This window comes from Bacillus sp. GMa5/1 (assembly GCF_050172015.1).
In the GTDB taxonomy this organism is placed as follows: Bacteria; Bacillota; Bacilli; order Bacillales; family Bacillaceae_G; genus Bacillus_A; species Bacillus_A cereus.
The window spans coordinates 1-14,396 of the sequence record NZ_JBNLYC010000116.1; the positions used below are offsets into that span (position 1 = coordinate 1).

Below are 14,396 nucleotides of genomic sequence, written 5' to 3' on the forward strand. Positions count from 1 at the left end.
TCATTTAATTTGAAAATTTCGTTAATTATTCCCGTTAAAATGATATGCTTGAACTATATATTTTTTATCCCGCTAAATCCCGACTGGTGAGGGCTGATAATCAGTGGAGGATGAACAACCCCCCACTGATTAAAGTTTCACTTTATTGGAAAGGTGATGAAATAAATGGCAGTTCTTTTAGTGGAAAATCTATATCAAATGTCTATTGTTTTACTGATTTTATGTTCATTTTGTTTTTATAGATATTTAAAGAAAATAAAAAAGGAAAGAAAGCTTACAGGTTTTGAAATTACGATGTATATCGTTACGCAACTTGCGTATTTCATTTGGGCGGCAACAACTTTTCTTAAAATGTTATCAGAATAATAATGCTGTTAAACAATAGTGAAATAGAATAGGTTATCTATATTTTTCTAATAAAGAAAAAAGGGGGAGTATTTACAACTTCTACATTTAAAAGATTGGTTTTTAAGTGTTCTGATTTTGAATATTAAGTTTCCTTCTTTTTAATTAGAAATTATGAGCATCTTCTGATTTTAAAGACATCGATTATATTTGGATGAGATTACACATTCTTAATCTCTTATATTGTCTCTACCCCAATAATATACTTATTGAGAAGGGCAGAGATAAGTTTGTATTTAAGACTGATGGTTGGCTAGTTAGAATGACCGATTGAGATTCTTTTAGTTTACTCATTATAAGGAAAAGCTTTAAGATTCTGCATTAAATATATAATATTCGGATTCACTATGTTGGTTGTAATATGAGATTTTAATAAATCCTTGATAAAAGAGCACATTTTTATATGTGCTCCATCCCATTTAATTAGCATGTATATTCTGAATATATAAATTCAAGAAATTATATATTTTAAAGTGGCGTAAAGGGGTATTTGTATATGGTAAAATCTGTTTTAAATATGTCTTCAACTAATTGAGTAGTTTCGGCGTCATAAAAACTATCACATGTTGGGAGCCGTGGAAATAAGGGGTCTATTATGTTAGCGTCTGCGTAGTCCCCTTTAAAAATAGCATAGTCGTTCTGATGGTGCCATGATTTTTCCAATAAATCTAAAGGAGATTTTTTTAATCCATATTGATCTTCTAGTTTCGCGATTTCCTTAGAATAGTTTTCTAGGTAGATATAATTAGTTACAAAACGTTCTTCATCTTGTATATATTGTGGAGCATAGTGCGGGTTTATTATGTCTGAATTAGAATCAAAAGATTTTAAATAATATAGATAAAGTTTAAAGGAGATTTTCTTATTACAATTCTCATCCCTGTACAGAAATTGACGAATAGGTCTCCATTCCGGATGTTCTATATGGGGTGGTGAAAGGAGTGATAAGAAAGAACTGACAGCTCGTTTATAAGGGTTTCTAACAAGTTTGTACGCGTGTTTTTGTTTAAGCCTTAATTCTGTAGCTACTTGTATATAGTAAAAAAAAGAATTTTTGTATATATCATACTCGTAGTTATGAATAAACGGATCGTAATTAATCGCTTCTTCATATAATCCAATTTGATAAAAGAACCAATTTGCTAGTGAAGTGCAGCCACTTTTTTGGCTCCAGAATAAAATTAACGGAAATTCATCGTGGAAGTGTGGCATACGTCCATGTTTAATCATAAAGTTATAAATATCCGTCATTGTCATATACAACCACCCTCTGTTTTCTTTTATCATTATTTATTACTGTATGAAGTAGGCATTTAATATATGAAAATTAGCAATGATGCGGATTATACGTTTTTTTATTTAAACGTTAATTGAAAATAAAAAAAGAGTGTACAAATGAGGAGGTTCTGAGAAAAAAATAGGTTTTATTAGTGTTTAATTACTATATAGTGTAGCTCTGTATTGCGTAAGTGTATAAATATGAATATTCATAAATCCTTGTCACCTCCAGGGATATTGGGATTTTAATTCACATTTACATGAAAATGAATACACAGATTAAATAATTGTCACATACCTCACAAATGTTTCGTCACATTTATGATTACTAAATGAGGAGGAACATATATGAAAATATTTGTAGCAGGTGCAACTGGTGTAATAGGACGTTCTTTATTACCACTGTTAATAAAAAATGGGCACACGGTGTTTGCGATGATCCGTACTACTTCGCAAGTAGAAGCAATGAAAAAGGTTGGTGCCATACCAGTAATAGCTGATGTATTTAATAGAGAGGCTGTATTTTCTGTATTAGAAGAAACAAATCCCGATGTAGTTATTCATCAATTAACGTCATTGTCATCATGGAATTTTGAGGATAATGCAAAAATTAGAACAAAAGGCACTCGTAACCTTGTCGATGCAGCTAAAAATGTAGGGGTACAGAAAATAATCGCTCAAAGTATTTCATGGGCGTATGAACCAGGGGATACATTTGCGACTGAAAAAGATTCACTACATATTACTGCTTCCGCGCCTCGGCAAGTCACTGTTAATGGCATATTAAAATTAGAAGAAGCTGTTACTGAGTTACCTGAATCGGTTATACTTCGTTATGGCACATTATATGGACCAGGAACATGGTATGCGGAAAACGGATTAATAGCAAATCAAGTTCGTAATAATGAGATTATCGCATCAGACGGGATAAGCTCGTTTATACATGTCGAAGATGCTGCAAGAGCTACTATGCTAGCCCTTAATTGGCCTTCAGGAATCGTAAATCTTGTAGATAATTATCCAGCAACTAGTAAAGAATGGTTACCAATATATGCAGCAGCGATAGGGGCACCTAAGCCTAAAGTTCAAGATGGGAAAAATAGTTGGGAAAGAGGAGCTTCCAATAATAAGGCACGTAAAGAGTATGGTTGGATACCTTTATTTCCATCATGGTCTGAAGGATTTAACAACTTAATAGGTAAGTAAAACACAACTTTAATGGGAATGATAGTAAAATACACCATTAAAGGATTGGGTTATTATGAATATAATTTGGGAAAGTATTATATTAACTTTTACTGGAATAATTGTCTTGAAAATGACAGGTAGTGCATCTGTCAGCCAAATGACAAGAGCTGAAATCATTATAGTTGTATCAATCGGCCGTATTATTGTAGAACCTGTATTAAGTAGAAAAGTAGTCCCATCTATATTTGCGGCCATCATATTTGCAAGCATACTACTTATTATTCATTTCTTTGAATTGAAATCAAAGAAGGTGGAACAATTTCTAAATGGAAGTAGCATTATAATTGTTGAAAACGGAGAGATTGTAAAAGAGAATTTGATGCAGGCAAAAATGTCGGAGCAACAACTATATATGCAATTAAGAGAAAAAGGGATCCATGATGTAAAGAGTTTACAGCAAGTTACAGCGGAACCGAATGGGCGTATTGGTTATCGATTAATAAAAGAAGCAGAACCAATAACTTTAGAAATGTTAGAAAAAGTATTAGATAGGTACAATATAAAAAGATAATTTCTCGTGAGAAAAAGCCAATTTTTTAACGATAAAATGTAAGAGAGAACTATAATTAAAAGTTATTAAGAATTATTAAAGATGTTTATATATTGATTATGCACAAATAAAAAGGACAAGCATATAATAGAAGTACCTATTAACTTTAAGTAACCTTAACTTTCTTTAATAGGATATCTCAAAATCCCCAAAAAGAGCACTTGCGGAAACAAGTGCTCTTTTATTTGGAATTTTAAACCATAAATATTGAATAAAATGTTAAAATGAAAAGAGCAATTTTTGTAATTAAAACTGTAGTATATGAATGGAGTGTTATTGAATGCAAACAAGAAAAGCCTATCTATATGTATTTGACACGATGTCGGATTGGGAGTACGGACATTTAATTGCTGAACTTAATACAGGGAGATATTTTAAAAAAGATGTAGCGCCTTTTAAAGTAGTCACAGTTGGAATAAATAAAGAAATGGTTATTTCAATGGGGGGCTTGAATATACAGCCGGATATTTCCCTAGATGAATGTATCCTTGAGAGTAACGATCTATTAATTTTACCTGGAGGGAATACTTGGAGTGAAGAAATACATAAACCTATTTTGCAAAAAGTTGATGAGGCTTTAAAACTTGGTACAATTGTGGCTGCCATTTGCGGTGCAACTATAGGTCTTGCAAATTACGGTTACTTGGATTCTATAAATCACACAAGCAATAGTTTAGAGTATATGAAAATGGTTTGTCCTACTTATAAAGGAGAAAATTTTTATAAAGAGGGACCTGTATCATCCAGTGAAAACTTTATTACCGCATCGGGTGTAGCTCCTCTAGAATTTGCCATGGAGGTATTGAGAAAATTAGATGTATTTGCGCCGGATACACTTCATTCATGGTATAAACTGAATGAGACTCATGAAGCGGAATATTTCTTCCAGTTAATGAATTCAATTAATAGCTGATTAGTATTTCGAATGAAAATTATATTTTAGATGATACGAAAACTAATAACGAAATAATATTATGAAGATAAAAGGTAAGGGTGTTCCTATGAATATATGAGAAAATATCCTTACCTTTTATAGTATTATTTCTGAAAGGCAAAAGTAATAGCATTTGTTTTTAATTGAATGTGTCTTTCATTACGAACTATATTATAAGCTAATTCTTTTATTTCAACTTTTACTTCTTTCCATCCTTTATAAATGTTTTTTAATAGACGTATCAGTTCTTCGGTTGAGAGATTAATTTCAATTAAAGCTTCTAATTCTTCATTCGTTTTTAAATCAATTTCTTGTATGTTAGAGTTAATAATCAAACAATTAATACCGCCGTTTTTTGTCCCTTTTTTCATAGAATGAAGTACGTTTTTAAAATCTTCTTCTGATTTGATATGTTCTAAACTGGATACTGCAACGATATAATCATAAGCGTTAGAGTCAATATGATAGTTTTCAATTGCTGCTTGTTCTGTTTTTATAACCTCGAATACATCATGTTCTTTGCTATAAGCTTGTAGCTTTGTTAAAGCGGAATTAAGTAACTCAACACATGTAACAGTGCTGCTAGTATTTCTTATCTTTTGTGCAATTGGAATGCTATTTCTACCGACGCCAGAGCCAAGATCAAGTACTTGCAAGTTGTTTTGTCCTTCAAAGTGATCCATCAAGTCCATAACTGTTTTAACCGGTTTGTACAGCCAAGAGCCAATTTCAAATAGTTTATATTGTTCATAGCAAAGGCCGTGATATTTCTTTTCTTCTTGTCTTATGTAATCGATACGGTTCACATTGTTTCAGCTCCAATATTTTTATTGCAAAATGAATAGGTGGGACAGCCTTTAACATTTGTTTGAATTCGAAAAATACCACCAGCATGTGGATACTCTTTTAATTCGTCATCAGTCATTCTTGTTCTGGCTGTTGTAACATATAAATCTGTTAAATTAGGTCCTCCAAATGTACATGATGTTACATATAAAGCTGGAATTGGAATATTTAATATTTGTTCTCCAGTAGATGGATTCCATCTAGTTATTTTTGAACCTCCCCAATGTGCAATCCATAAACAGCCGTCTTCGTCAATTGTCATACCATCAGGTAGACCATCATTTTCAGAGAAAATGATTACATCAATTGGATTATGAATGTCTCCAGTACGTATATTATATTGATAGCGAACCACTTTTTTAGTAGGTGTATCTATAAAGTAAAAGTATGTATGATCAGGTGACCAAGCAATTCCATTTGATGTATTTACATGTGAAACTTTTTTCTCTACACTTAAATTATGATGTAAACAATACAAGGAACCTGCAGCATTCATACCGTATGTATCTGTAGAACCTGCCCAGAAACGACCAGCTGGATCACATTTTCCATCATTGAAACGATTTTCTATTAAATGTGGTTCAGGGTCAAAAATATGTGTCAGTTTTTCGGTATTTATATTAATAGAATAAAAGCCTTTTTCCATAGCTAAGAGTAGTACATCCTCTAAATATGGAACAACACAGCCGATTTGTTGATTGAGTGCAATTACTCGGTTCGTATTAGCGGTAGGATTGTATATGCATAATTTTCTCTCCATAATATCAACCCAATATAAAAGTTGCTTTTTTTCATTCCAACATGGTCCTTCAGCTAAACTTGCTTTAGCATCTAAAACTAATTCTATATTACTGAACAAGATGTTCACCTCGCGTTATAAGATATTAATATAATTCGATAAGAATAGAGGTAAACCTTTTAGTCAAAGGATATTAAAATTTATGCTGTAGAAAAATGACCTTCTCACAAGTGATTAAAAAAGTGTATAAACAAGGAGAGGAAAATGCATATGATGTTTTATGAGATTGTTTGCTTTTCTTGTAAGAATATATTTCGTGTTTACGAAGGCAGTGAAAAATATAAGCGATTTAAAGAAAAACCAAACGGGGCATATTGTTGTGATGAGTGTAGTCATAAAATTCAATTAGAAGCGATAAAGAATTTTTTTAGGTAATTATATGTTTTTGATTCGGAAAAGTTTGACAATAAAAGTGTTATAAATTATCATATTAAAAAACTAATATTTAAAATGGCATGGAAGAGAAGAGTAGTTAAGAAAGAATACGTACAGAGAGCTCTGGTAGCTGAGAAAGAGCGGTATACATCTTAACGAAAAAAGACTTGGAGCTGCGCAAGGAACTAATTTATTTAGGGATGGTGCGACGGGTTCTCCCGTTATAGAGATAGGGTATAAGCATATTTTGCCGTACCTGAAGAGGTTAATATGGTGACATATTAACAAACTGAGGTGGTACCGCGAAGCTAACAACTCTCGTCCTCAAGATGAATAATCTTGGGGGTGGGAGTTTTTTTATTGCATAAAACTGAGAATACGAAAACAAAAAATAATTGAGGTGAGCAATAAATGCATTGGGCGTATGAAGTAGCACATGAATTAATTAGGAAACATCCAAATAAAGAAACGTTTGTTTGTGCATCTGGAATTAGTCCTTCAGGTTCTGTTCATATTGGGAACTTTCGTGAAATCGTAACGACTTATTTCGTAGTAAGAGCACTTCAAGGTTTAGGGAAAAAGACTCGTTTTATATTTTCGTGGGATGATTATGATCGATTTAGAAAAGTTCCAAAAAATATTGATCCATCTTTTGCAAAGTATATTGGTATGCCATACTGTGATATTCCAGATCCGTCTGGATGTCATAACTCGTATGCGGAGCATTTTGAAAAAGAGTTTGAAAAATCGCTTCAAGCATTTGGAATTGAAGTAGAATTTATTTATCAATATGATGAATATAGAAGCGGAAGGTATAACAAAAATATTTTAGAGGCTTTGTATAAACGAAAAGAAATATATGATATTTTAATGGATTTTAAAACTGGAGAGTGTAGTGAAGAAGAGCGAAACAATTTTTATCCAGCTACATTATATTGTGAGAGGTGTGGAAAAGATACAACAACTATTACACATTTTGATGAAGTATTAAAAACAGTCCGGTATGAATGTGAATGCGGAAATGAAAAAGAATTATCCGTATTAAATACAAATAAAATGAAACTAAACTGGAAAATCGATTGGCCGATGAGATGGATGATAGAGGATGTTATTTTTGAACCGGGTGGAAGAGATCATTCATCAGAAACAGGTAGTTATAATGTATCAAAAGAAATTGCAAGGAAAATATTCAATCGTGAAGCGCCTCATTACGTTGCTTACGATTTCATTGGTATTAAAGGGAATCATGAAAAAATGTCTAGTTCTTCAGGGAATAGCATTACACCAAGCGATTTATTGAAAGTGTATATACCAGAAGTAATTCTCTTTATGTTTGCCAAATACAAACCAGGCGCTGCTTTTCATATTGGGTTGGATGAAGATGTGATTCGTAATTATACAGAGTATGAACGATTGAAAGATAGCTATGAAAATAAAACGCTCAAAAATGAAGATTTATTTGATGCAATTAAACTCTCTAAAGTTGGTAGGCAGTTTAAAGAATATCCGAGATTTAATCAAGTAGCAGGAACGTTACCGCTATTAAATTTTGATTCATCTATTTTACAAGATACATTAGAAAAAATAGATAGAAGTTATACATTAGATGCTATGATAGCGATATGTAACCGCGCAGAGTATTGGATAAAAAACTTTCAATCTGAAAAATTAATTGCGGTAAATCGAGAGAGAAATACAGAGTTTTACAACACATTAGATGAAAGACAGAAAGAATGGTTAGTAAAAGTTTGCAATATACTTCGTTCTAACAAAGATTACTCTAATTTAATGGAGCAATTGTATTCGATTTGCCATCATGACAATAAAAAAATAATGAAAGAAAATCAAAAACAATTATTTATTATTATTTATAAGCTCATTATGAATCAGTCTAGTGGCCCACGTATATCGTTATTAATACATGTGGTGGGCATCGAAAAATTCATCTCATTACTAGATTTCTAAAATAAAGCTAAAAGAAACGCAAGTACTTAGACATCTAAGTACTTGCGTTTCAAATTTTGCTAGCGTGAATACATTTTTGGACATTCATCACCACTTGGTTCATAAAAACAATGGCTTTTAAACTGTCCTACAAATGGCTGATTATACCATTCAGGTGGACAAGCTCCAACTGGACGGAAATACCAAAGAGCCCATCTGCAGGCCAGCGCCATTCACCTTGTAAAACTTTTCGTGCGATTTCTTTTTCTGATTCACGAGCGCGTTGATAAAAATATCCATATTGTACTGCTTCAAATCCGCCGGGGCTTTGATATACAGCGTCGCGTACGGTACGGAGTTGTTTAAAATCTAAGCAATCACAAAATACACGATTAACTACTACGCAGCCAACCAGTTGTTCACCTTGGCGACCTTCGCCTTCAGCTTCAGCACGAATTAAACGAGCTAGTAAATCAACATCACTTTCGTTGTATGGAATAAGGGGCATAGTGATACCACCTTTCTGTTATAGTAAAGAGTGTATGTTATAAAACAATCTGCGTGCTTTTTTACATAAAAATAACATTTAATTTTAAGAGGAGCTTGTATAAAAAGAGCTAATTAGTAATAGTAGATAAATATAAAAGGGAGAGGTATTATGTATCGAATTCATAAAGACCATATCATTTACTCAATGTCAGCAGAAAATAAGCCTTGTATGGAAGTGGAAATTGGGAGCAGTCTTGTATTTGAAACATATGATTGCTTTGAAAATCAAATCGATTCTGAAGATGTTGTGTTTCAAGAATTAGATTGGAACCGAATTAATCCAGCGACTGGACCTATATATGTTAAAGGAGCAGAACCTGGCGATATATTAGCCGTAACGATTGAAAAGATTAAAATTGCAGAGCAGGGCGTTTTAACTACAGGTGCAAACCTTGGTGTAATGGGTGATGAGTTAAATGAAAATACAGTGAAAATTGTCCCAATACATAATGAATATGTTTTGTTTTCAAGTGAACTACAAATCCCGATTAATCCAATGATTGGGGTAATTGGTACTGCACCGAAAGAAGAGAGCATTTCATGTGGCACACCGCATGATCACGGCGGGAATATGGACTGTAAAGAGATTAAAGAAGGAACAACATTACTACTACCAGTTAATGTCCCAGGAGCACTATTAGCGTTAGGTGATTTACACGCAGCGATGGGTGATGGTGAAATTGGTGTTAGTGGTGTAGAGGTTGCTGGTGAGGTAACTGTAACAGTTCAAATTATAAAAGGGGAAAAATGGCCACTACCAATGGCTATTCAAAAAGAAAAAGTAATGACGATTGCTTCAGAGAAATTGTTAGATGATGCAGCAAGTCGTGCTGTACATAATATGGTGACATTTTTACATGAAGAATTAGCAATGTCTAAAGCTGATGCAACGCTTTTATTATCGGCAGCAGGTAATTTAAAAGTTTGCCAAGTTGTGGATCCGTTGAAAACGGCGCGTATGGAATTAGGGGTGGATTATGTGGAGAAACTAGGATTTACTTTTAGTAAATTTCATATTAAATAGATAAGGGACAAAAAAGGATACTTTTGTATAAAAGCATCCTTTTTTAATTTACGGATTTTGTGAAAAGAGGTAGTATTTATTTTATATAAGTATATTTGAGATTGTGGATTAAAAAGGAGTTCAATAATGGTCAAAATTATGATTGTAGAAGACGATATGAAAATTGCAGAACTATTATCAAAACATGTTGCGAAATATGGTTATCAAGGAGTTATTGTATCGGACTTTCAAAATGTATTAGACATTTTTTTAGATGAACAACCAGAGTTAGTTTTATTAGATATTAATTTACCGAGTTTTGATGGGTACTTTTGGTGTCGTCAAATTCGCGGTGTTTCTACATGTCCGATACTATTCATTTCGGCTCGTGAAGGTACGATGGATCAAGTTATGGCGTTAGAAAATGGTGGCGATGATTTTATTCCGAAGCCTTTTCATTATGAAGTTGTAGTGGCGAAAATTCGTAGTCATTTAAGACGTGCATATGGAGATTATGCACCGAAACTAGAAGAGCGAATGATTGAGCAACAAGGCCTTTGTTTATATCCTGAAAGACTTGTATTGAAACTTAGAAACGAAGAGATTGATATAACGAGAAACGAAGCTATTTTATTAGAGACATTAATGAAAAATTATCCGCGTGTTGTGAGTAGGGAAGTGTTGTTAAATAAATTATGGGATAGCGAATCTTATGTTGATGATAATACATTAAGTGTAAATACAACACGTGTGCGTAAAAAGTTACAAACGTTACATATAGAAGGTGCGATTGAAACGATTCGTAGTGTTGGATATAGATTGCATATTACTTGGGATACTGGTATAGAAAAATGATAAGGTTGTTTATACGTGATCATATACCACTTATTTGCTTTACTATAATTCAACTACTAGCTATATTTCTCGTATATTGGTTTGATGGGCATAATCATATTACAACGGCGTTATATGCAATGTTTCTAGGGGCTTTCTTTATGGGAAGTTATTTAGTGTTTCGTTATTTTACACATCGTTCTTTTTATGAGCGCTTAGCAAACCCGATGCAATCTTTGGATGAATCTGTTCAAAAATCTGACTTTGCAGCTGTATCGGCTGCTCTTCAAGAACTACTTGAGGTGCAATATCGACATTATCAAAATCAGCTGCAAATGCAAGAGAGAAAAAATAATGACCATTTAACCTTTATGAATCAGTGGATTCATCAAATGAAAACACCTTTATCTGTAATAGAATTAATTACACAGGATGAAGTAGATTCACGTTTTGAAAGTATAAATGAGGAAACTGATCGATTAAAAAAGGGATTAGAAATGGCTCTGTATGTCGCACGTTTAGAAGCATTTACACAAGATTTTTATGTAGAAAGAGTACAACTACATAAAATAGTGAATGATTCGGTACATGAGCATAAACGGTTCTTTATCCGGAATTTTGTATATCCAGAGCTTGAAATTGATAAGGACATTACTGTAGAAAGTGATGCGAAATGGTTACAATTTTTAATTGGGCAAATACTATCGAATGCGATTAAATATTCATCAGGTAGTAGAGAAAAGATTAAAGTGAAAGCTTGTAAGGAAGGTAATACCGTTATACTTGAAATTGCTGATAATGGCGTAGGTATACCGAAGCAAGATTTACCAAGAGTCTTCAAACCTTTCTTTACAGGAGAAAACGGTAGAGATTTTAAAGAATCAACAGGAATGGGGCTATATCTCGTATATGAAATTACGAAGCAATTAGGACATAGTGTAGAAATCCATTCAGAAGTTGATAAAGGTACGGTAGTACGAGTAATATTTTTTAATGTGTAAAAAGTGATCAAGGCTAAAGAACGTTGGAGATAAGTTTTTTAGCCTTGTTTTGTATTTTTTAAAAAGTTTTCACATGAATAAATGATACAAATTAGTAAAAATTAAAGATATGAGCACATGAAATTGTAAAAATAAACTTGAAGAAAAATAATTGCTTTTGAAGTACAAATAATAATGTTTACGCATACAGTATTATCATGGTACAATATGGTTATTAATGACAGAAAGGAATGATGGGTGGACGATGATTAACTAATCTTATTTTTAAATGTTGAAATTCAATAAATTTCAATTTCTAAAAAATAGGATTGGTCTGCCCAATTTCCATAGAACGGTATTGCTATTTATGTTACGTAATAGCTTATTTGGGTGTAAATATTTTAACGACTAATCCTGCCAAATTTATTTGGGAGGATTTTTTTATTCTCCCTTAATGAAAGGGATCGGTATTATGAAAGAACTATTAAAATTAAATGATGTTTATGTTGAAATAAAAGAAAATATGTTGTTAGAGAAAATGAATGTGACAGTAAAACAAGGGGATGTTATCGGATTAATTGGTAAAAACGGTGCTGGTAAATCAACGTTACTTCAATTAATAAATGGAAAGATTGAGCCTTCAAAAGGGATTGTTGAATGGCAGCAAATGAATATGACAACCGCATATGTTGAGCAAGAAATAGAATCTTTTATTAGTAATGATGTAATTGCAAAAGAAGCAGAACTTCTTGCGAAATGGGGCGTGCCAACGAACGATTTTCATACTTTAAGTGGTGGTGAAAAGCTGAAAATTCGATTAGCAAAAGGATTTGCTGAAAATCCTAATGTCTTAATATTAGACGAACCGACAAATCATTTAGATGAGATCAGTACGGGATTTCTCATTAAACAAATAAAAAACATGAAAGGTACAGTTATCGTTGTATCGCATGATCGATATTTTTTAGATGTTGTCGCAACAAAAATATGGTCAATTGAGGACAAAAAATTAATTGAGCATAGTGGTAATTATACGAGCTACATGAAAGCACGTGAGCAAAAAAGAAAGTCGCAGCAGCGTGAATATGAAAAACAACAAAAAAAGATAGAACAAGTAGAAACACATATAAAAGAATTGAGTTCATGGTCACAAAAGGCACACGCGCAGTCTACAAAACAAGAAGGTGTGAAAGAATTCTATCGTGTAAAAGCGAAGCGAATGGATGCACAAGTGAAGTCAAAACGAAAACGACTTGAAAAAGAGCTGGAGAAAACGAAAGTAGAACGTGTGAAAGAAGAGTATTCAGTTGAGTTTTCTATTCAAGCGAACAAAAAAGTAGGAAAACGCTTTTTAGAAGTAAAGCAATTAAAAAAAGACTTTCATGGGAAAGTATTATTTGAAAACGTTAATTTTACAATTCAGCACGGTGAGAAAGTTGCGATTGTTGGACCAAACGGTAGTGGGAAAACAACATTACTGAAGATGATTATGGGAACGGAAACTGCTGAAGGAGAAATATGGATTTCACCTTCAGCAAACATCGGCTATTTAACACAAGAAGTTTTTGATTTACCGCTTGATAAAACACCAGAAAATTTATTTTTTAAAGAGACGTTTGAAGAAAGAGGAAAAGTCCAAAATTTAATGAAACATTTAGGATTCCAAGCGTCTCAATGGAAAGAGCCGATTGAGCATATGAGTATGGGAGAAAGAGTAAAGTGTAAGCTAATGGCTTATATTTTAGATGAAAAAGATGTACTCATTTTAGACGAACCGACGAATCACTTGGATCTACCTTCACGTGAACAACTTGAAAATACATTAGCTGAGTATAACGGAACATTAGTAATTGTATCTCACGATCGATATTTTCTGGAGAAAACAACTAACACAAAACTCGTGTTTTCAAACAATACGATACAAAAGCAGCTAGAAGAACCTACTAAAACAAGAGATGATATTGAAGAGCTACGTTTAACGTTAGAAACAGAGAGACAAGAAGTATTAGGAAAATTAAGCTTTTTAACTTCTAAAGACAAAGAATATAAAGCACTGGATGAACGGTTTATTGAACTTACGAAGCAGATTAAGGAGCTATAACGTAAATAAGGGGGATTAACATGGGAGAAGAGAGATTCACTAAGTTATTTAAAATAGATTGTGGAGATATATACTTGCAAGAGTTTACGGTCAAAGATGCAGAGAGTATTTATAAAATAGCAAATCAACCGGAAATAGCAAAATTTTTACCAGACTGGAAATCAACGAAAGAACAAAGGATGGATTGGATTGCAGATTATGAAATACCAGCAAACAAAGCATTTCTTGATGCAGTGAAAACTACGAATAACATAGATAATCATATGTTAAAGCTAGGAATATTTAAGAAAGCTACAAATGAACTCATTGGATGGTGCTGCACGGGTATGAAAGAAGAACTCCCTTCACCAAACAGAGAGATAATGTATGCTATCTCAAATGAATATCAAAATCATGGCTATGCTACAAAAGCGACTAAAGGTTTAATTGACTATTTGTTTAAAGAAACAAATTTAAATGTCCTTAACGCAATTGCTTTAATTAACAATGTAGCATCAAATAAAGTTATTGAAAAATGCGGGTTTATTTATAAGAGCCAACAGAGGATAGA

Annotated in this window: 14 protein-coding genes, 1 pseudogene and 1 other annotated feature; of the genes and pseudogenes, 11 read left to right on the forward strand and 4 right to left on the reverse strand. The window is 32.8% G+C overall.

Translation table 11 applies throughout. From position 1 onward, the window contains the following. The first annotated feature begins 165 nt into the window (after window positions 1–165). Window positions 166–366, forward strand: coding sequence for a hypothetical protein (locus ACQGSG_RS21115; protein ID WP_000279694.1), 201 nt, complete (start codon window positions 166–168; stop codon window positions 364–366). A 507-nt stretch (window positions 367–873) separates the two neighbouring features. Here ACQGSG_RS21115 and ACQGSG_RS21120 read toward each other — a convergent pair. Continuing rightward, window positions 874–1,662, reverse strand: coding sequence for a sulfotransferase family 2 domain-containing protein (locus ACQGSG_RS21120; RefSeq protein ID WP_214632186.1), 789 nt, complete (start codon window positions 1,660–1,662; stop codon window positions 874–876). Between the two features lie 369 nt (window positions 1,663–2,031). Between ACQGSG_RS21120 and ACQGSG_RS21125 the strand changes: the two genes are divergently transcribed. From ACQGSG_RS21125 to ACQGSG_RS21135, 3 genes are all read left to right on the forward strand, one after another. Further along, window positions 2,032–2,889, forward strand: coding sequence for an NAD-dependent epimerase/dehydratase family protein (locus ACQGSG_RS21125; protein ID WP_214632185.1), 858 nt, complete (start codon window positions 2,032–2,034; stop codon window positions 2,887–2,889). 55 nt (window positions 2,890–2,944) lie between these two features. Beyond that, window positions 2,945–3,442 carry a DUF421 domain-containing protein gene (locus ACQGSG_RS21130; RefSeq protein WP_001021697.1) on the forward strand — a complete coding sequence of 166 codons (498 nt, stop codon included), beginning with the start codon at window positions 2,945–2,947 and terminating at the stop codon, window positions 3,440–3,442. Between the two features lie 319 nt (window positions 3,443–3,761). Next, window positions 3,762–4,394: a type 1 glutamine amidotransferase family protein gene (locus ACQGSG_RS21135; protein WP_001194775.1), complete on the forward strand. Its 633-nt coding sequence runs from the start codon at window positions 3,762–3,764 to the stop codon at window positions 4,392–4,394. A gap of 125 nt (window positions 4,395–4,519) precedes the next feature. Here the strand turns inward: ACQGSG_RS21135 and ACQGSG_RS21140 are convergent, their stop codons facing one another. Continuing rightward, the gene (locus tag ACQGSG_RS21140; protein ID WP_325843077.1) at window positions 4,520–5,221 is read right to left on the reverse strand and encodes a class I SAM-dependent methyltransferase; all 702 of its coding nucleotides are present in this window, start codon (window positions 5,219–5,221) and stop codon (window positions 4,520–4,522) included. Next, window positions 5,218–6,120, reverse strand: coding sequence for an SMP-30/gluconolactonase/LRE family protein (locus ACQGSG_RS21145; protein ID WP_000492419.1), 903 nt, complete (start codon window positions 6,118–6,120; stop codon window positions 5,218–5,220). The genes ACQGSG_RS21140 and ACQGSG_RS21145 overlap by 4 nt, the downstream gene beginning before the upstream one ends. A gap of 144 nt (window positions 6,121–6,264) precedes the next feature. On the opposite strand from ACQGSG_RS21145, the gene ACQGSG_RS21150 reads away from it, so the two are divergent. Both ACQGSG_RS21150 and lysS read left to right on the forward strand, forming a co-directional pair. After that, complete coding sequence (locus ACQGSG_RS21150) at window positions 6,265–6,435, forward strand: DUF2197 domain-containing protein (protein ID WP_000551047.1); 171 nt, start codon at window positions 6,265–6,267, stop codon at window positions 6,433–6,435. A gap of 72 nt (window positions 6,436–6,507) precedes the next feature. Further along, window positions 6,508–6,764 (forward strand) — a binding site (T-box leader). An 82-nt stretch (window positions 6,765–6,846) separates the two neighbouring features. After that, complete coding sequence (gene lysS / locus ACQGSG_RS21155; protein ID WP_325843076.1) at window positions 6,847–8,400, forward strand: lysine--tRNA ligase; 1,554 nt, start codon at window positions 6,847–6,849, stop codon at window positions 8,398–8,400. A 59-nt stretch (window positions 8,401–8,459) separates the two neighbouring features. Here the strand turns inward: lysS and ACQGSG_RS21160 are convergent. Then, window positions 8,460–8,887, reverse strand: a pseudogene (locus ACQGSG_RS21160) (cell wall hydrolase). A 150-nt stretch (window positions 8,888–9,037) separates the two neighbouring features. Between ACQGSG_RS21160 and ACQGSG_RS21165 the strand changes: the two are divergent. The 5 genes from ACQGSG_RS21165 to ACQGSG_RS21185 all read left to right on the forward strand — a co-directional run. Next, a complete protein-coding gene (locus ACQGSG_RS21165) occupies window positions 9,038–9,952 on the forward strand; it encodes an acetamidase/formamidase family protein (RefSeq protein ID WP_325843075.1) in 915 nt (304 codons plus the stop codon). 126 nt (window positions 9,953–10,078) lie between these two features. Then, the gene (locus ACQGSG_RS21170) at window positions 10,079–10,786 is read left to right on the forward strand and encodes a response regulator transcription factor (protein WP_000238969.1); all 708 of its coding nucleotides are present in this window, start codon (window positions 10,079–10,081) and stop codon (window positions 10,784–10,786) included. Further along, entirely contained in the window at window positions 10,783–11,766 is a 984-nt protein-coding gene (locus ACQGSG_RS21175) for a sensor histidine kinase (protein ID WP_002103134.1), read from the forward strand. Before ACQGSG_RS21170 ends, ACQGSG_RS21175 begins: the two co-directional genes overlap by 4 nt. 451 nt (window positions 11,767–12,217) lie before the next feature. Then, window positions 12,218–13,846 (forward strand): ribosomal protection-like ABC-F family protein, encoded by a 1,629-nt coding sequence (gene abc-f, locus ACQGSG_RS21180; RefSeq protein WP_002103136.1) that lies wholly within the window; start codon window positions 12,218–12,220, stop codon window positions 13,844–13,846. A gap of 20 nt (window positions 13,847–13,866) precedes the next feature. Beyond that, window positions 13,867–14,396: GNAT family N-acetyltransferase (locus ACQGSG_RS21185; protein ID WP_426947953.1), on the forward strand; the 530-nt coding region annotated here is incomplete at its 3' end.